The 19,212-nt window shown below is 40.9% G+C and carries 18 protein-coding genes and 1 pseudogene; 6 read left to right on the plus strand and 13 right to left on the minus strand.

Going from position 1 to position 19,212, the window contains the following annotated elements; genetic code table 11:
• Positions 1 to 17: 17 nt before the first annotated feature.
• Positions 18 to 2,182: pseudogene (locus PRIP_RS03220) on the minus strand (peptidoglycan D,D-transpeptidase FtsI family protein).
• 179 nt (positions 2,183 to 2,361) lie between these two features.
• Entirely contained in the window at positions 2,362 to 2,970 is a 609-nt protein-coding gene (locus PRIP_RS03225; RefSeq protein WP_036085309.1) for a superoxide dismutase, read from the minus strand.
• Between the two features lie 308 nt (positions 2,971 to 3,278).
• On the opposite strand from PRIP_RS03225, the gene PRIP_RS03230 reads away from it, so the two are divergent.
• From PRIP_RS03230 to PRIP_RS03250, 5 genes are all read left to right on the plus strand, one after another.
• Entirely contained in the window at positions 3,279 to 4,052 is a 774-nt protein-coding gene (locus tag PRIP_RS03230; RefSeq protein ID WP_036099433.1) for a DUF1189 domain-containing protein, read from the plus strand.
• A gap of 236 nt (positions 4,053 to 4,288) precedes the next feature.
• The gene (locus PRIP_RS03235) at positions 4,289 to 5,509 is read left to right on the plus strand and encodes a prolyl oligopeptidase family serine peptidase (RefSeq protein ID WP_052008696.1); all 1,221 of its coding nucleotides are present in this window, start codon (positions 4,289 to 4,291) and stop codon (positions 5,507 to 5,509) included.
• Between the two features lie 175 nt (positions 5,510 to 5,684).
• Positions 5,685 to 6,818 carry a flavodoxin-dependent (E)-4-hydroxy-3-methylbut-2-enyl-diphosphate synthase gene (gene ispG / locus PRIP_RS03240; RefSeq protein ID WP_036099437.1) on the plus strand — a complete coding sequence of 378 codons (1,134 nt, stop codon included), beginning with the start codon at positions 5,685 to 5,687 and terminating at the stop codon, positions 6,816 to 6,818.
• Between the two features lie 148 nt (positions 6,819 to 6,966).
• Positions 6,967 to 8,508, plus strand: a complete 1,542-nt coding sequence (locus tag PRIP_RS03245; RefSeq protein WP_036099438.1) for a glycine betaine uptake BCCT transporter — start codon at positions 6,967 to 6,969, stop codon at positions 8,506 to 8,508.
• A 33-nt stretch (positions 8,509 to 8,541) separates the two neighbouring features.
• A complete protein-coding gene (locus tag PRIP_RS03250; RefSeq protein ID WP_036099440.1) occupies positions 8,542 to 9,138 on the plus strand; it encodes a 3'-5' exonuclease in 597 nt (198 codons plus the stop codon).
• A gap of 246 nt (positions 9,139 to 9,384) precedes the next feature.
• Here the strand turns inward: PRIP_RS03250 and PRIP_RS18170 are convergent, their stop codons facing one another.
• From PRIP_RS18170 to PRIP_RS03300, 10 genes are all read right to left on the minus strand, one after another.
• Positions 9,385 to 9,600, minus strand: coding sequence for a helix-turn-helix domain-containing protein (locus PRIP_RS18170; RefSeq protein ID WP_077912887.1), 216 nt, complete (start codon positions 9,598 to 9,600; stop codon positions 9,385 to 9,387).
• Positions 9,546 to 10,058: a Crp/Fnr family transcriptional regulator gene (locus PRIP_RS03260; RefSeq protein ID WP_036099443.1), complete on the minus strand. Its 513-nt coding sequence runs from the start codon at positions 10,056 to 10,058 to the stop codon at positions 9,546 to 9,548. The genes PRIP_RS18170 and PRIP_RS03260 overlap by 55 nt, the downstream gene beginning before the upstream one ends.
• Before the next feature lie 115 nt (positions 10,059 to 10,173).
• Positions 10,174 to 10,806 (minus strand): SGNH/GDSL hydrolase family protein, encoded by a 633-nt coding sequence (locus PRIP_RS03265; RefSeq protein ID WP_036099444.1) that lies wholly within the window; start codon positions 10,804 to 10,806, stop codon positions 10,174 to 10,176.
• 192 nt (positions 10,807 to 10,998) lie between these two features.
• Positions 10,999 to 11,427, minus strand: coding sequence for a Fur family transcriptional regulator (locus PRIP_RS03270; protein WP_036099446.1), 429 nt, complete (start codon positions 11,425 to 11,427; stop codon positions 10,999 to 11,001).
• Complete coding sequence (locus tag PRIP_RS03275; RefSeq protein ID WP_036099447.1) at positions 11,411 to 12,286, minus strand: metal ABC transporter permease; 876 nt, start codon at positions 12,284 to 12,286, stop codon at positions 11,411 to 11,413. Before PRIP_RS03275 ends, PRIP_RS03270 begins: the two co-directional genes overlap by 17 nt.
• On the minus strand, positions 12,267 to 13,031 hold the full coding sequence (locus PRIP_RS03280; protein ID WP_036099449.1) for a metal ABC transporter ATP-binding protein: 765 nt from the start codon (positions 13,029 to 13,031) through the stop codon (positions 12,267 to 12,269). Before PRIP_RS03280 ends, PRIP_RS03275 begins: the two co-directional genes overlap by 20 nt.
• Positions 13,032 to 13,174: 143 nt before the next feature.
• Positions 13,175 to 13,978 carry a GNAT family N-acetyltransferase gene (locus PRIP_RS16105; protein WP_052008697.1) on the minus strand — a complete coding sequence of 268 codons (804 nt, stop codon included), beginning with the start codon at positions 13,976 to 13,978 and terminating at the stop codon, positions 13,175 to 13,177.
• A gap of 64 nt (positions 13,979 to 14,042) precedes the next feature.
• Entirely contained in the window at positions 14,043 to 14,969 is a 927-nt protein-coding gene (locus PRIP_RS03290; RefSeq protein ID WP_036099451.1) for a manganese-dependent inorganic pyrophosphatase, read from the minus strand.
• A gap of 24 nt (positions 14,970 to 14,993) precedes the next feature.
• Complete coding sequence (locus PRIP_RS03295; RefSeq protein WP_036099453.1) at positions 14,994 to 15,887, minus strand: deoxyribonuclease IV; 894 nt, start codon at positions 15,885 to 15,887, stop codon at positions 14,994 to 14,996.
• Positions 15,888 to 15,893: 6 nt separating this feature from the next.
• On the minus strand, positions 15,894 to 17,213 hold the full coding sequence (locus PRIP_RS03300; RefSeq protein WP_036099454.1) for a DEAD/DEAH box helicase: 1,320 nt from the start codon (positions 17,211 to 17,213) through the stop codon (positions 15,894 to 15,896).
• 193 nt (positions 17,214 to 17,406) lie between these two features.
• Between PRIP_RS03300 and PRIP_RS03305 the strand changes: the two genes are divergently transcribed.
• A complete protein-coding gene (locus PRIP_RS03305) occupies positions 17,407 to 18,402 on the plus strand; it encodes a 4-hydroxy-3-methylbut-2-enyl diphosphate reductase (protein WP_036099455.1) in 996 nt (331 codons plus the stop codon).
• A 43-nt stretch (positions 18,403 to 18,445) separates the two neighbouring features.
• Here PRIP_RS03305 and PRIP_RS03310 read toward each other — a convergent pair.
• On the minus strand, positions 18,446 to 19,212 hold a 767-nt coding region (locus tag PRIP_RS03310; RefSeq protein ID WP_036099456.1), incomplete at its 5' end, for a Nif3-like dinuclear metal center hexameric protein.

The following is a 19,212-nucleotide window of genomic DNA, read 5'->3' on the forward strand; positions in this document are numbered from 1 at the left end:
CACCTTTTTATGTGTGCTTAATCATTTAGTTTAGCTTGAGCAGTTGCAGCGGCGGCCTTGTTATTAATCGGTTGGTCTACTTTAGAAGTATCCTTTCCGGCTTTAGCACGCTCTTCTTTAAGGTCATAATACGCTTTGAAAATTTGCGCTGATATCTTCATGTTTATTTTAGGATCTGAACTACCATTATCTCGATAGCCCCATGGAACCACTACAGCAATAGATATTTCTGGCTTCTCAGCGGGAGCATATCCGACAAATGTTGTATTCCAAACACCTGCCATGGCCGACTCTTTTTTAGGTCCATCATAAAATGCTTGAGCAGTTCCAGTCTTTCCAGCAACTGAAACAGGCAAATCACCGAAGTAACCTTTCCCCGTCCCGCTACTGCCGTGTGTAACAGCATAAAAGCCTTCTTGCACTTCTTTAATTGCTGAAGCAGGTGCACCGACTTGATTTAATATTTTAGGTTCAATCTCTGTTGCCACTTTTCCTACAGTATCACCATTAGTACTTGGATCACGTATTTCTTTAAGCATTGTTGGTTGAACACGGTATCCACCATTCGCAATCGTAGCTCCATATTGAGCTAATTGTAAAGGTGTATATGAATCGTACTGTCCTATAGAAAAATCGAGAATTTTTCCGACTGTTTTATCATCACCTTTAAATCCAACTTGTTCTCCAGGAAGGTCTATACCTGTCTTAACCCCCAAACCGAATTGATTATAGTAGTAACGCATCGTATTAAAGGTATCTGGCGATGCTCTGAACGGCCCGTCATATACATATTTTGCTCCAGCCATCTTCATAGATACTTGATACATAAATGAGTTTGAAGAAATTTCAAGAGCGCCTATAGGATCTAAAGTACGGCCACCCTCTCCATTTCTGTTAAACCATGAGCTTTTTTTAGGAGTGCCTTTGAATTTAATAGCTGATCATAAAACGTTTGGTTTTCAGAGATTGCACCATCCATTATTCCGCCAAGTACAGTGGCACCTTTTACAGCAGACCCCATATTATAAGCAGTGGTGAAATTACCTAATGAATAGTCCTCATATTCACCTTTATCATTAATCTTTTGTCCTGCTAATGCTAAGACTTGTCCAGTGTATGGATCCATAGCTACAGCAAACGCGCGATCAAACAAGTCAGAACCGCCAGATGCTTTACCAATTCTCATATTATCTTTCAGTATTTCCTCAATCTTCTTCTGTAATTCAACATCTACAGACAAGACTAAATCCTTACCCTTAGAACCTTCATACTTCTCAACCGTCTCAACAATATTCCCATTACTATCCAGAACACTATTCGACTTTGATTTCTGTCCTGCTAGCACGGATTCATATTGCGCTTCTAAATAACTACGACCAACGCGGTCATTTCGGCTATATCCTTGCGCTAAGTAATAATCCACTTTGTCACTTGGAATCCCTTGTTTCTCAGTCGATACGCTACCTAAAATCGAGCGCAACGTTTCATCATACGTATAAAAACGATTCCAGTCTGTCGTTGTATCAACGCCTGGTAGACTTTCTAAGTTCTCGCTCACTTTCGCGATTTCCTCATCTGTCACGCCTTTACTCTTAATCGCAACTTGTGACAATGCATAACCAGCTGTCATTTTCTTGTAAATCGTTGCAATTCGTTTGTCCTCATCACTTAAACTATCCAAGTCAGCTTTTGTAACATTTTCAACTTGTTTCTTATAAGCTTTTGCTCCATCTAAGTTCTTCTCAGCTTTCGTCAAACGCGCCAATGATTCCTTCTCATGTGTCAAAATCCAATAATCTTGCAAGTCACGTTCTGTCAATTTCGTATCTGGTGTTACAGTTATTAACTTGTCTAGTTTCTTCGCCACACTAATCATTTCAGATGGTGGTGTTTTCTCACTGCGCGCATACGTAATGGACTTCACGGCAGAATTCCCAACTAATAAGTTATAATTCCGGTCGTAAATAACGCCACGTGGCACATTTTTCGTTACGCTGACATCATCTGTTTCCTCTAATTGGCGTTTATATGTTTCCCCTTGAACGATTTGTACAACACCAAGTCGCAAAATCAAGGCAGAGAATAGTATAAATATCACGAAAAAAAGGATGTTTAGGCGTAGCGGAATGACTTGCCTTTTCTTCTTTTGCTTGTTTGGTTTCTTTATGAATCTATTTTTCACTCGTCACAATCCTTCCTATTTCAGCACTCATCTATATACTATTGTAGCTGAATTTCGCTAAGATTACCACTAGAGTTTGATGAGAAATTTCTTAAGAAAAGTTAAAGGCTTGTTAATTGCCATTTCGACACAAAAATAAAGCCGCATGCAAAACGCGCACACGGCTTTTAATCGTCTTCTTATTTTGCTGCGTTGAAGTATTCTGCAGCTTTGTCCCAATCTACTACGTTCCAGAAAGTTTCGATGTATTTCGGACGTAGATTTTGGAATTTCAAGTAGTACGCGTGCTCCCAAACGTCAAGGCCGATTACTGGTGTATAGCCTTCTGTTAGTGGAGAGTCTTGGTTTGGTGTAGAGATGATTGACAATTTGCCATCTTTCACTACTAGCCAAGCCCAACCTGAACCAAAACGTGCAACGCCTGAGTTAGCGAATTGTGTTTTGAATTCTTCGAAGCTACCGAATTCTGCGTTGATAGCATCTGCTAACGCGCCAGTTGGCTCGCCGCCGCCTTGTGGGCTAAGAATTGTCCAGAAGAATGAGTGGTTCGCATGTCCGCCACCGTTGTTACGAACTGCAGTACGGATATTTTCAGGAACACTATTTAAATCAGCAACTAAGTCCTCGATTGATTTAGCAGCTAAATCATCATGTCCTTCTAACGCTTCATTTAATTTCGTTACGTAAGTATTGTGGTGCTTCGAATAGTGAATTTCCATTGTTTCTTTATCGAAATTAGGCTCCAAAGCATCGTATGTGTAAGCTAATTTTGGTAATTCATATGTCATAATAAAAACTCCTCCTTGATTATCTTTTTTTTAACAGGAAAACAAGTTCTTCCTACATGTATAAGGTTATCACTAGAAAGAAGGGGTTGCAATATAAATGCTTATCTAAAGACCTGCCTCTCAAAAATCAAGCATAATTATAAGTCTAAGATGCCTGTCTAGCTTAAAGCAAATTCTCCTTGCTCCCAAACCCTTGCAATCCCACTCATTTCAAGCTATCATAAAGAAAAGAAACGAGAGCTGTAAAATCAGTTTTTTCCGTTTCCTTCTATACAAACAATTCAAAGAATGAGGTGTATTCCAACCAAATGAATATTTTCAAACGTTTTGCCAAAAGTCTCTACTCTCCTGAGGATATCGCAACATTTCGTGCGGATAAAATATGGAAATCGATTATTTACATACTTTTAATTTCGATTCTAATTTTTTTACCAATCGGTTATCACACGGCCACTGCAGCAAATGATGCTATGAAAGTTGGCGCGGATACGATTAAAAATGACATTCCGGATTTTACTGTGAAAGATGGCAAACTGGTTTCTGATGCAAAGAAGCCTATTACCATCGACCAAGGTAGCATTTACTTTTATTTTGATTCTACGGACCAAATTGACAATCAGCTCGGTTCGGCTGACAGTGCTATCGCCTTTTTATCTGATACGATTTATATTAAGGCGCCTGGTGTTGATCAAACTGTGAGTTATGCGACTGCGGGGATTGGGTCTAAAGCTGATTTGATTAACTTCTATCAATCCATGGAAGATTTATCGAAATACTTTATTCCGATTTTGCTCGGTATTATCTTAATTGCAATGATTTTAGTAGCTTTCTTCAAAGTTGCGCTCTACGCCCTGTTTGGCTTTATTATGAGCGGTTTTGGACGTATGGGGATTACGTATTATCATAACTGGAATATCGCGACATACAGTATGACATTAGCGTCTGTCTTTACGATGATTATGTACTGGTTCCAAATTACGGTGCCATATCTTTCGACGATTAACATGGCGGTCAGCTTCTTTATTATCTTCCTAGTTATTCGCCAAATTCCACCGACAGACCAGAAACAGCCCATACAATAAAATATAACAAGCCATATCTTCGTTTTTCATACGAAATGCAAAGATATGGCTTGTTAAAAGTCATAAAAATAACTAAAAAAATAATTGTAATCGCTCTCTTTTTATGCTACAATTATTACCAAGTTGGATTGTCACTGTTCGGCAGGCAAAACCAAATGCATTTTTAGGAATTTTCCCTAAATGTATTGGTTTTGCCTTTTTTTCGTCCAACTAAAAAAATAAAAAGGAGAATGAACATGAAAAAAAGGTACATTAGTTTTTTAGTTCTAGTCTTAGTCATTGTTGCGAGCGCTTGCTCAAACAACAGCAAAGCGGAAACGAAATTAAGCAGCAAGGACATCACGCTAGTCACGCAAGTAATAGATAAAGGAGAAGTTGGCGCAGCTGTCATACTTACATACAGTGATACGCTCACCGGTTCTAATCTGAATCAAGCTAGTTTTTCTGTTTTCGCAGGAGATAAGAGCAGAACGATCAAAGCCATTTACACAAGTGAAAAAGCAGAAGTCGGAACACCAACCGCGAAGGGGAAATATGTTATTTTAGAACTGGATCCAAATGATAGTAATGCAAGCACGTTGACATTTGATATTAAAAAATTTGTAAACACAAGAACCAATCTTGCATACACTGTAAAGCAAAACAAGAGCTTAACCGTTTCAAATAAAGATTACAGCGCTACATCTCCTATTAACATCAAAGAAATTGCAAGTCCTGACTTAGATATGTTTCAAGAAGGCATGTATACAGAAGGACAACAAGACATGGCCTATCGTCTTTTCGAGCCTGTAAAAGATGATACGAAGAAACCTTTAGTTGTTTTCTTACATGGTTCGGGCGAGCGTGGAAATGATAATAAATTGCAGCTTTTAGGCACAGATGGTCCAGTAACATTCGCTGCTCCCACTTTTCAAGGAACGACACCAAGCTATGTTTTAGCACCACAAGTTGCTTGGGATGAAGAACGAAATGGCTGGTTTGCAGACGGACAAACAGAAACGGTGAAGCAGTTAATTGATTCCTTACTAGTAAAATATAAAGATATTGATACATCACGCATCTATATTACTGGCGTTTCTAATGGCGGGACAGGAACTTGGAAAATGATTGTTGAAAACCCTAATTTTTTTGCTGCAGCGGTTCCAATTGCAGGATATATGTATCATAAAGACGCCACATTCATAACACAAGGAACAGCAAGATATTTAGCGCCAAACCAAACGGATGCTACCAAAATTAAAAATATGCCAATTTGGGCATTCCAAGCAGAAGATGACCCTGTTAATAGTGTAAATGGATCGCTTGAAGCTGTAGCTGCCATAAAGAAAGCTGGTAGTACATTCATTCAAATGACGGAATATCCTTCTGGTTTGGTCGCTCCTAATCCTCACGCTTCTTGGGAAAAAGCTTATAACAATGCACAACTACTGAATTGGCTTATTTCTCAGCATAAATAGATACAATCTTCTCAAATCTAGCTCTTTTATTTTTGCATAATAAGCTCATAATGCCGTCTTCTCACCAATTTTTAATAAACAATATGGATGATTTTTTGCAAGAATAGTGGTATGATTGGTAGTGCATTAATAATAACAAATCCTGACTGTTAGGATTTATAAGGAGCGAATCGCTTTGACAGAAAGAACACATAGATCAAATACACGCCCTGTAAAGGTAGGTAATTTGACCATAGGCGGCAGTAATGAGTTATTTATTCAGAGTATGGCCACAACGAAAACACATGACGTTGAAGCTACAGTTGCTGAGATTCATCGTCTTGAGGAAGCCGGGTGCCAAATTGTGCGTGTCGCTGTTCCAGATGAGCGTGCGGCAAATGCCCTTGCGGAAATTAAAAGTAGAATCTCTATCCCTCTTGTAGCGGATATTCACTTCGATTATCGTTTAGCGCTGAAAGCTATCGATGCGGGTGTCGACAAAATCCGGATTAATCCGGGAAACATCGGTCGTCGTGATCGTGTTGTAAAAGTAGTCAATGCAGCGAAGGAGAAAGGTATTCCGATTCGTATCGGGGTTAATGCTGGTAGTCTTGAAAAGAAAATTATCGAGAAATACGGCTATCCTACTGCTGAAGGTATGGTAGAAAGTGCTTTAGATCATATTAAAATCTTAGAAGACTTAGATTTCCATGATATTATCGTGTCACTTAAAGCTTCGGATGTGAATTTGGCGATTGAAGCCTATGATTTAGCATCGAAAGCTTTCGATTATCCTCTTCATTTAGGTATTACAGAATCAGGAACACAATTTGCTGGCGGGATTAAAAGTGCGGCTGGTCTTGGTGCTATTCTTTGTAAAGGTATTGGGAATACGCTACGTGTCTCCCTTTCAGCCGACCCTGTCGAAGAAATTAAAGTAGCACGCGAAGTCTTGAAGTCATTTGGATTGTCTTCTAACGCAGCAACACTGATTTCTTGCCCAACTTGTGGTCGCATCGAGATTGACTTGATTAGTATTGCTAATGAGGTAGAGGAATATATTTCAACGATTAAAGCGCCGATTAAAGTGGCAGTGCTTGGCTGTGCTGTAAACGGTCCTGGTGAAGCGCGTGAAGCCGATATCGGTATTGCTGGTGCTCGTGGTGAAGGTCTTCTCTTCCGTCACGGTAAAATCGTTCGTAAAGTACCTGAAGAAACAATGGTGGAAGAATTAAAGAAAGAAATTGATATTCTGGCAGAAGAATTTTCGCGAAAAAAGCAGCTGAGGAAGCAGAGGCTGCACAATAAATTAGGAAACGCTAGTACTTGATGTGCTGGCGTTTTTTCTTTGATTTCAGTTGTTTAAACATGCTCAGTTGCTTTCATTACTAATCTTTGTTACCATAGGTAGGTCAATAATATTACTATTGTTGTTTGCTTGGTGTATAAAGAGAACCTAGCAATGAAAGTGAGGAATTATGGAAACAAAAAAAGGAAGTTCGCACAAAATTACGAATGTGTTTTGGATTACACTTGCTATCACGCTTGCTTTTGTGGCTGTCGGGATTGTGGCGCCTAAGGGGTTAGCTGATGTGACGGCTAGCGTGCAAAACTTTATTACAACAACATTTGGTTGGTACTACTTAATCTTTGTGTCATTACTTGTTATTTTCTGCTTCTACTTGATTGTGAGTCCGATTGGATCGATCAAACTTGGAAAAGCTGGAGAAAAACCGAAATATTCAACTATTTCTTGGTTTGGAATGCTTTTTAGTGCTGGAATGGGTGTTGGTCTTGTGTTCTGGGGCGCGACGGAGCCGTTGTCACATTATGCAATTTCGAGTCCTGAGGCGGAACCTGGAACGAATCAGGCGCTTATGGATGCGTTTCGTTTTTCCTTTTTCCATTGGGGAATTCATGCGTGGGCGATTTATGCTTTTGTTGGTTTGACGCTGGCTTATTTCCAGTTTCGCCATGACAAAGCAGGATTGATTAGCGCGACGCTTGATCCGCTTCTTGGAAAATGGATGAAGCCTTCTGTGCGTGTGACGATTGATGTGATTGCCGTATTTGCAACGATTGTAGGTGTTGCGACCACGCTTGGTTTTGGGGCAACACAGATTAATGGTGGTCTATCGTTCTTGTTTGATATTCCGGTGAATTTCAAAGTGCAGATAATGATTATTGGCATTGTGACAGTGTTATTCTTGGCATCGGCGATGAGTGGATTGGGACGCGGAGTGAAATGGCTTAGCAATACGAATATGGTTTTGGCCGTGCTGCTAATGATTATTGTGATTATTGTTGGCCCGACGTTGCTTACGCTAAATATGATGACGGATGCGACAGGCGCTTATATGCAAAATTTTGTCGGCATGAGTTTCCGAACGGACCCAGTGAACGCAGCTGGGCGTGAATGGATTAATAATTGGACTATTTTTTACTGGTCTTGGTTTATTTCTTGGTCTCCTTTTGTTGGGATTTTTATCGCTCGGGTTTCCAAAGGACGCCGAATTCGTGAATTTTTAGCTGGGGTTATTTTGCTGCCTACGGTGCTTAGTATCGTGTGGTTTTCTGTTTTTGGAACGGCTTCGACTTCGGTTCAACGCGCAGGATTTGACTTAACTTCTTTGAAAACCGAGGAAGTGCTGTTTGGAACGTTTAATCATATGCCACTTGGCTCGTTGCTTTCAGTCATAGCCATTTTCTTGATTGGCGTGTTTTTCATTACTTCTGCGGACTCGGCAACGTATGTGCTCGGTATGCAAACGATGAACGGTGTCATGAATCCTGCGAATCGGGTTAAATTTATTTGGGGCATTATTCAGTCGCTTATCGCTTCGATTCTACTGTTCAGTGGTGGTTTGGAAGGCTTGCAAAACATGTTGATTATTGTTGCGCTACCGTTTTCGGTTATTATGTTGTTAATGATGCTCTCGCTTTCGAAAGCATTACGGAAAGAACGGCGTGACTTGGGGCTTTATATTAAACCAAAATCCTTGCGCAAGACTAATTTTTAGACGTATCATAAGCTTACAAGGAGTTGAGACAGAATGAATCATTTAGATTATGTGGTATTTGATTTTGAAACAGCGAATGGGTCGCGTACAAGTCCCTGTTCGATTGGTTTAGTAAAATATATCAATGGGCAGAAAGATTCGGAGCTTTATCAACTGATTAATCCTGAGGAAGATTTCTACCCATCTAATATTCGTGTTCACGGTATTTATCCTGAAGATGTGTGGGACGCGCCAAATTGGCTGGAGGCTTATCCGAGCATTATGTCCTTTATCGGTGATTTGCCAGTCGCGGCACATTTCGCTACATTTGATGTCAATGTTTTTCGGGCAACGACAGAGAAATATGGCCTTCCCCTACCGGAAAACTCATATTTCTGTTCTTGCGTGTTGTCCCAAAAAATCTTGCCGCTTCGTTCGCACAAACTGAATTTAGTAGCTGATTATTTCGGTATTTCGTTTGAGCACCATCATGCGCTAGAAGATGCTGAGGTTGCTGCGGATATCGTGCGCGAGCTTGCTAACATTCAACGCGCGGATTCCATTGCAGCACTTGTGGATTCGATTGGTTATCAGTTTGGTCAAATAAATGGTAGTAATTTTGTGAAGCAGAAAAAAACGCGTTCCCGTTAAAATGGGGCGCGTTTTTTTCTGTTTGCGATAAGCTAAATGACTAAGACCATGAGCATTGCAGTGGCTGTAAAGTTCAAGAATCTCATTTCTAAAAAAATGACTAAGAAAGATAATGATATTGCGAGCAAATACACTACTAAATATACGATTCTCCACCTTGGAATGTTCATTTTATGCCACCTTTTTCCTAAAATAGTATCCACACGAAAAAAAGTTGAGATGCAATCCTAGTCTCAGCTTTCTTCGTTATAAACGGTGTACTAAAGCTTCCACATCTGGTATGAACCATGGTTTTGGGCGCAATCGGATATAGCCGTCTTTTGCTAGGCGGTTTAAAATCATCGTTGTGTATTCTCGGGATGTTTGGCAATATTCTGCGACGTGTTGTTGTGTGATGACGCGGGGAATCAGAGTGCTTGATTTGTTTTTTGACCGATCATTTTGGCGATTTCGTATAAACAGACTGCGACTCTGCGGTCAGATGGTAATTCGAAGGATTCTAAGCGCAGACCCACTAACTGGATTGTTTTTGTGTAATATTCATCTAAAATGTAAATGCCGAGCCGATTGTTGCGAAAAATAGCAGACATGAAGTCTTTGTCAATTTTCAGAAGTGTAGCCGGGGTTAGGATTTCGTATTGCAAGTTCATCTGGTCTGTGTTAAACAGGTTGCTGTAGCCGAAACTGCTACCACTTTTAATGAATTGGATGATGATACTATTTTTCCCCCGGACGCAAACAATGCCGTCTTGAATAATATAAAAGTCATCGTCTGCTTTACCAGTTGTGATGAAGGTTCCACGATCTTTAATAGTCACGACTTCGCTATGTTGTTCAAATCGATGATCGGATTTTAGAATTTCTAATAGAAAATAATTATTTGTAAAAAATGCTTCGTTCTGCATTAAATGCTCTTGCAATAAACTCTCCTCCATTCATGCTCTTATTATAACGTTTTGCCCCATCGCTTTTTTATTTATTTTGGAAGCAATTAGGAGGATTTATTGAGAAATTGCATCTTTTCTATATAAAATGTTACTTCGCCATTTTCCCTGTTACGAGGTTGACCCATGCGGTTGTTCCAGCTTCCGTTAAATGAACACCATCATCGCCAAAATAGCCGCTATGTTTGCTTGCTAGGGAATACCAATCTACTAATGTTGCATTTTTGTATTGTGGAACAGTTTCGGCTAAGATATCATTGACTTGTTTCTCCCAATCTCTGGGAACGCGAACGTTAACTACATATACATCTGCTTTGTTGAACTTATCTAGCAATTCTTTAAGGCTTTCTTCAGAAAATGAACCATTTGTTCCTAATTCTAAAATAACGGCTGAGCCTTTCTTGTTATAGCTCTGATATTCGTCAGCTAGTGGAATTGCTGCTTTTAATTGGCGACCGACTTCTCCATCTACTTTTACATCAGGAATTGCAGACTCTAGGTCACCTTCGACATCAATCATAATAGAGTCACCAATAGCAAGGGTTTTGTCGTAAGATATTTCCTGTTTTGATACGCTTGTGCTACTATTGCTACTTCCACTTGTGCTATGCTGGGCATGCCAATAATAGTAAAATCCTGCTATGGCAGCAATTATTACAAGGCCAATCAATAACCATTTCGTAGAATTTTGTTTCTTTTTATAGGTGTGTTGCTGTCTTCTCATTGTCTTATCTCCTTTTATTAACTTGATAATTCATTATAGCAAGCAGGATTAAAACGGAAGGTAAGAAATACATAAGAAAAACTAAAATAAATAGCGGTTTTAATTCTCTATCTATTTTTTTATATGTAAAATCATACAAAAACCCGTAAAAATATCTCCTGATTAGAGATGTTTTACGGGTTACAGTGATTATTAGCTGGCGTTGGCAAGGCAGTCTGGGCATTTACCGTATACTTCAAACTTATGTCCTTCTACTTGATAGCCCGGCAATGCTTCCTGTAAAAAATCCATCGGGCACATCAGTATTTCACGTGTTTTGCCGCAGCTTAAACAAATGAAATGGTGATGATGCCCTTCGTGCGCGCACGATAAGCGGAAATGCTTTTCGCTGGACAGTTCGGTTTCTTCAAATAGTTCTAGTTCGACAAACAGCGATAAATTGCGATAGATTGTATCGAAACTAATACCCGGAAAATCTTCTTTCATGCACTCCAAAACTTCTTTTGCGGTCATATATCGATTTTTGCGAGCGAATAGTTGGATTAGAAATTCACGCTTATCAGTGTATTTGTAGCCTTTTTGTTTCATGAGTTGCAAGGCTTCGTTAGCTGTTAGAGACATTGGATTCACTTCTTTCTGCAATCGCTAGTTTTTGTTTGATTTTTTGCACGGTGATGGTTGTGACTAGAATGATAACGGAAATAATGACGATCGAGCCGCCGGGCGCTAAGTCTAGGTAAAAGGCGCTGATAAGACCACCTAGTACGGCAATTTCGCCGAATAAAATGGAATAGCCGATGGTTTGTTTAAATCCTTTTGCAATTCGAATCGCAGCGGCTACTGGTAATGTCATCAGTGATGATACGAGTAGAATACCAACGATGCGCATGCTAGAAGCGATAACAAGTGCCACTAGTAACATGAAAATCACGTCTACTACTTTTGCTGGAATTCCTGATGCTTTCGCGTACTCTTCATCAAAGGATAGCAAGAATAGTTCTTTGTAAAGGAAAAAAACAGTTAGCAAAACGACAAATGCTGTCGCTAAAATGGTCCACATATCCGACTGGCTCACGGCGCTTACGCTTCCGAATAAGTAGCTGAATAAATCGGTATTAAAGCCATTGGCGAGCGATATGAAAATAACACTAAAGCCCATTCCGGCTGACATAATGATTGGGATTGCTAGTTCTTGAAATTGCTTATATACATTGCGTAGTTTTTCCATTAATAGCGACCCACCGACTGCGAAACCGAAGCCAAGATAGAGCGGGTTTAGCGCGACGAGTGGAAGATACATTTTGCTTAAATAAAGACTTACGGCAATTCCGGCTAAACTCACGTGGCTAAGCGCGTCCGCCATTAATGATAGCCGTCTTACTACAATAAAGCTGCCTAGTAACGGCGCTACAATCCCGATTACAATTCCGACAATAAACGTATTGCGGATAAAATCATACTCAAACAGGTTCGCAATCACAATGCGTCACCCCCATCCGATTCGCTTCTAACGCTTCTAGTTCGCGTTCTTCTAAATATAACTGATAGTCCACTGCCGTTCCGTCAAACAAAACGTGTGTGTTCAGGCTAACGATATGATCGACATAGGCATTCACAGCCATCAAATCATGCGTAACAAGCAACATCGTAATCGCCTCGTTCGTATTTAATGTTCTAAGCAATTCGTAAAATGAAGCCACATTCTGCGCGTCAATTCCAACTGTTGGTTCGTCTAAAATTAAAACTTCCGGTTTACTCACAAGGGCTCTAGCAATAAAAACACGCTGCTGCTGACCACCAGAAAGTTCCCCAATATTTCGATTTGCAAAACGTTCCATGTCAACCGTCCGTAATGCTTCGAAAACGGCGTCGAAATCGCGTCGGTTTAAACGGCGAAACATCCCTTTTTTCTTCACGAGTCCGCTAGAAACCACTTCTTTGACTGTAGCTGGAAACGCGCCGTTGAAGGCATTTGATTTTTGCGAGACGAAGCCGACTTTGGACCAGTCTTTGAATTGGGCTTGTGGCTTGCCGAATAATGTGATATTGCCATGTTGTTTTTTTAATAAGCCCAGTATTAATTTGAGCAGCGTTGATTTTCCAGAACCGTTTGGCCCGATTATACCTGTGAAGCTGCCTTTTTTGATCGATAAGTTAATCTGTTGGAGCACTTCTTCTTTATCATAGTGGTAGGAAATGTTCGCTACCTTCAATATTTCATCCATAACGCGAAAAACTCCCTCTATACTTAAAAATCTCTACTCGCTCTAGTATACATAAAAATCACCGAATTGTAAATCGTAATGAATCTTATTTATAAAAAAGCTCGTTCTTGATGCCGAAATTGGACATTTTGGAACGAACTTTATTAGATATGGATGGTTTTGCGCATTTGTATTTGTTGGGCGACTTCTGTAAAACCGTTTTGCATGCAGATGGCAATGAATGGACGGCTTATTTCTTGATTGGAGATAATGCACGGTATTGCGCCGAATTGATTGAAAAATGTTTGCAATACGTTTAGTATTTGGTCATCATTTTGAAGATTTAGTTGTAACAGCGTGAGGCCGTTATCTGAAATACGGTAGATGATGTGTCCGAGATTTTGATTGTTCTGCCATATCGAGACGGATTTTGTTTGCTCGGAAATCAAGTTTTGCCATGGTGTGTTTGGATTTTCCGAGATGAGCTCGCCAGTTATGCTTGTTAATGTGACTTCTGCTTTGTCGTAGCTGCGCAAATCGCCTTTTAGGAAAGTTAGATCGTTAATTTTTTCGTAGCCAAGCGACTCGTACAAGCGGATTGCGGGGTGGTTATTTGTTATGACTTCTAGCCAGGATTCTGCGACGCCTTGTTTGCGGTAATCAGAAATGAGCGCTTCCATTAGTTGGCGCGCTAAGCCGTTTTTTCTGAACTTGGGTACGATGGCAATGCCGCCTATCCATGCGATTTCTTTAGATTGGAACGCTCTTGTGCCTGTGAGCGCTATACCTGCTGGCTCGCCATTCATTGTGGCAACTAGTGAATCTTCCTCGGATAAAAATAAGCTCTCCATGCGGGCTTTGAAACTAGCATTTGTCATGGTTGCCGGGACAAGGTAATCTGCGAATGCTTCATTCCATAACGCGACTTGTTCTTGTCTTGTAAACGCTGATAAACGTAGTAATTTCAAGCATTTCCCTCCCTAATAAAACAAGAAACAGCTCCTCATGTTGCAAGCTGTTCCTCGTCATCTTTTATTTTGAAAATACTTCTGTTAAAATTGGCACGACTTGCTTCTTACGCGAAACAACGCCTGTTAATGGTGCAAGATTGTTTGTAAAAGTAATGCCATATGCCGCTTCGACTTTGTCTATCTTACTTCCCAGTGCAATACCCACAGAATTATTTGTTAAAATATTGGTTACCACAAACAGGTATAAATCAAGGCCTTTTTCGACAATACGTTGTGTCATTAATGCTTCTACCTCAGCTTTGCGAACCAGCACATCTTGTTCATCCACAACATTGATTTGTGCGATTTCTAATTTTGAATCGCCCATATCAAATTCTTTTGCGTCTAGTAATAACTCATCCACCGTTTTTGTCGTTACATCAGCGCCTGCTTTTAACATCGCAAGACCGTATGTAGCTGTTTCAACGCCTGCGATAGCTGCTAGTTTTTCTGCGATTTCTTTGTCTTCTGGTGTACATGTTGGCGATTGATATAAAAGTGTATCGGAAATGATTGCCGAAAGCATTAAGCCTGCCGTTGTTTTAGAAATGGCAATACCTTTTTCTTGGAAAATTTTATAAAGAATGGTTGCGGTACAGCCAACTGGCTCAGCGCGGTAATACAAAGGATCAGCCGTTTCAAAATTGGCAATACGGTGATGATCGATGACTTCCAAAATCGTCACATCTGCAATGTCGTCAGCGCTTTGTTGCTTCTCGTTGTGATCGACAAGGCTAACAGTACTCGCTTCCTTTGCAACGGATGGAACTAGGCGCGGTGTTTCGGCTTTAAAATAATCCAGCACGAACGCCGTCTCGCTATTCATTTCGCCAAGACGAACCGCTTCAAAGTCTTCGCCTTGCGCTTTCTTCAATTCTGCGTAAGCAATAGCAGAACAGATTGTGTCTGTATCAGGATTCTTATGTCCAAAAACAAGTGATTTAGTCATGTTTCTATCTCCTTTATTGACCGTTTAGTCGGCCATGATTTTTGTGAGTACATCTGGGTCAAACGTCTGCGCCCGAAGCATTGCGATTTCGTGTTTATATGGTGGCTTCTTGTTTTTCTTATCTTCCCCAACATATGGCGTTTCTAAAATTTTCGAAATGTCATCCAGTTGCGGATGGTGAACAATATAGTTAAGCGCATCAAAGCCGATATGGCCAAAACCGATGTTCGCGTGCCGATCTTTATGCGCACCACGTTCATTTTTACTATCATTGATATGCAAAACTTTCAGGCGGTCTAGTCCGATGATTTTATCAAACTGATTCAGCACACCGTCAAAATCGTTTACAATGTCATACCCCGCGTCGTGAACGTGACACGTATCAAAAGTCACAGAAAGCAATTCATTATGCGTCACACCGTCCATAATCGCCGCTATTTCTTCAAAAGTCCGTCCAATCTCCGTCCCTTTTCCAGCCATTGTCTCCAGTGCGATTTGCACGTTCTGATCCGGTTTCAACGCCTCATTCAAGCCCTTAATAATCTGCTTGATACCCGTCTCGGCTCCTTCACCAACATGCGCACCAGGATGCAATACAATTTGTTTGGCCCCAAGTGCCGCTGTGCGTTCCACTTCCGATTGCAAGAAAGTCACACCAAGCTCGAAAGTTTCCGGCTTCACTGCATTGCCAATATTAATAATGTAAGGCGCATGCACGACGATATCCGAAATGTTATGCTCCTTCATATGTTGTAATCCCGCTTCAATGTTTAGCTCTTCAATCGCTTTACGGCGCGTATTTTGCGGTGCTCCCGTATAAATCATGAAAGTGTTCGAACCATAAGATGCTGCCTCCTTGCTCGCTGCAAGCATCATGTCTTTCCCGCTCATTGAAACATGTGAACCTAATCTAAGCATGTATCGTTACCTCCCGCGTTTGTTCATTTTACGTTCGCGACGTTTTATCTCATTCATCTTGTAGTTTAATTTCTTCTTGTAATTCGGTTTGCCTTTTTGTTTCGCTTTTTTGCGCATACCAATCTCGCGCGGATCAGCAGCTTCACGTTTTGGCTCACGCTTCTTACGACGGTTACGGTCATCCGTTTCCACCCATTCGCCATTCTTCAAGTCGACATGTTTGAACTCAATGTTCATCTTCTCTAATTGATTTAGCGCATCCTCATCCGACGCCTCATAAATCGTTAACGCAACACCAGAATGCCCAGCGCGCCCTGTACGACCCGTTCTATGAATATAAAAATCCAAATCACTCGGCAATTCGTAGTTAATAATATGACTGATTCCTTGAATATCAATGCCACGTGCTGCTAAATCAGTCGCAACAACGTATTGAAACTCCAAGTTTTCCAGTTGTTTCATTGTACGCTTCCGTTCACGCGCCTCAACACCGCCATGAATTTTGGCCACTTTAAGCCCGCGTTCTGTCAAGCCCTTCGCCACTTCATCCGCCATTGCCTTCGTATTTGTAAATACGACCGCTAAGTACGGTTGATACGCAACAAGTGCATCTTTTAGAATATCCATTTTATTCTTACTACGACGAGCAATTAACTGATGCGTCACATCTGTGTTCGCAATCGCTTTCGGCTGAATATGCTCATAGCGCGGATTTTCCATGTATTTCTTTAAAAATGGTTTTAGCTTCTGCGGTATTGTCGCTGAGAAAACAAGCATCTGTAAGTTCTCCGGCATTTTGCTAGCGATTTGGTCCACATCCATTAAAAAGCCCATGTCAAGCGTCATGTCCGCTTCATCAATAACAAAAACTTGCGTCGTATGCACAAGTAATGCTGTTTCACGAATCAAATCATTAATCCGTCCCGGTGTCCCAACAACGATATGCGGCTGTTGCTTTTTCAAGCGATCTACCGTACGTTGCTTATCCGTTCCACCAATAACAAGCAACGAGCGAATTTCATCATCGCTGTATTTGATAATTTTCTTGATTTCATTATGGATTTGCGTTGCTAATTCGCGGCTTGGTGCTGTAATCACTGCCTGCACACTATCTTTGTCCGCTTTTATTTTGTTGATGATTGGAAGTAAGAAAGTATGCGTCTTACCAGTTCCCGTTTGTGACTGCCCCACAACGCTTTCGCCTTTCATAATTCCCGGTATTAATTTCTGCTGTACTTCTGTTGGCTCGTAAAAACCTAATTTATCAATGGCAAGCTGAATAAAAGGTTGAAAGTTAAATTGATCAAACCTTGTTTTTTTGTTCATTTTTCCACTCCGTTCTGTTCCTAAACATGATTATACCATAGTTTCCAAGCTAGGTCAGTAAGAAAAGGTAGCCGATTTTAAACTTTATCATAATTCGCCCAGTTGAAACCTTCTCAAAACTGGCTTATAATAGAAAAGTAGTGCACTTTTTTAAGATTGCTTGCAATTACTACACTTTTAGGAGGTCTAACAATTGGAAATTATAAAGATTGCCCCTCGTGGTTATTGTTACGGTGTGGTGGACGCGATGGTGATTGCGCGCAATGCTTCGCTTGATCCTAACCTACCCCGCCCGATTCATATACTCGGCATGATTGTGCATAATCAACATGTAACAGAAGCGTTTGAAGATGTGGGGATTGTCACTTTAGACGGTCCAAACAGAGAAGCTATTTTAGACCAAATCGACAGCGGTACAGTTATTTTTACAGCTCACGGCGTGTCTCCTGCTGTAAAAGAACGTGCGAAAGCAAAAGGACTAACAACGCTTGATGCGACATGTCCAGACGTAACCCGCACATACGATTTAATCTTAGAAAAGAAGCATGAAGGTTTTCATGTTATTTATATCGGCAAAAAGGGCCATCCAGAGCCAGAAGGAGCCGTCGGTGTTGCGCCTGACATCGTACATTTAGTTGAAAATATGGCGGATGTTGATGCCTTGACACTGACAAATGAGAAAGTGTTCGTAACGAACCAAACAACGATGAGCCAGTGGGATGTCATGGATTTAATGGATTATATTCAATCCGTGTACCCGCAAGCAGAGCAGCATCAAGAAATTTGCATGGCGACACAAGTACGTCAGGAAGCCGTTGCGACACAAGCGGTTGGTGCTGATGTTACGATTGTTGTCGGTGACCCGCGTAGTAATAACAGTAATCGCCTCGCGCAAGTTTCCGAGGAAAAAGCTGGTGTTCCTGCCCACCGTATCGCGAACATTGAAGAACTCGATTTAGATTGGATTAAAGACGCCAAGAAAGTGGCAGTCACAGCTGGTGCCAGCACGCCAACGCAAATTATCCGCGAAGTGTTAGTTTTTCTGGATGAATATGATCCAAGAAATCCCGAGACCTGGGAGCGTAAGCATGATGTTGATCCGGTAAGCATCCTACCACGTGCCCGCAAAAAAAATATTGAAAAACAACGCGCCGCTCGTTTAGAACATTTGAAGAACGGTGGTAAATAATGAAACGAGCATGGCTCCTAGACAAAGGAATCATGCTCGTTTTTTAATAGAATGTAAATGGGTTTGTATTCTCCTCAGAAACAAGTAGTTCTACTTCATATCCATTCACACGTGCCATTGCTTCAAATTGATTGCGCAAACTTGCTTTCATGACCTTTTCAATGTAGTGACCCGCGTCAATCGTTGGTAGCCCAAGCGCAAGTAAGTCGTGACCTGTGTGATAATAAATATCCCCCGTGATAAACACGTCAGCTCCGGCACGCTTTACATTATGGATAAACTTATTGCCATCTCCACCAATAATGCCAACTTTCCGAACCGGTGTTGTCAAGTCACCAATAACCCGAACATTACTCATCGATAACTTCTCTTTTACATAAGCAATAAAATTATGCATTTCCATCGCTTTTGGCAAATTACCGATACGCCCCAAGCCCATCTCTGACTTAATATTTTCAATTGGCATCACGTCAATGACAGGCACTTCATATGGATGCGCTATTTTTACAGCCTTTATAATTCGATCCATTTCCGAACGTGGAAAAATCGCTTCAATTCTGACTTCTCGCACCTCTTCCAATTTTCCTGACTCTCCAATGGTTGGACTCGCTTTTTCACTCGGTAAGAAACGCCCAGTCCCATCAATCGAAAACGTACATTCACTGTACAAATCAGATACTTTGCCAGCACCGTTATTAACCAATGCAAGACGCACCGATTCTTCCGCGAAATCAGGGGTATAAACGGCTATTTTGCTGTAACTTTCTTTATATGTAGGCACAATAACACCTATATTCCACTTCCAGCCTA

This window comes from Paenilisteria riparia FSL S10-1204 (assembly GCF_000525995.1).
In the GTDB taxonomy this organism is placed as follows: domain Bacteria; phylum Bacillota; class Bacilli; order Lactobacillales; family Listeriaceae; genus Listeria_A; species Listeria_A riparia.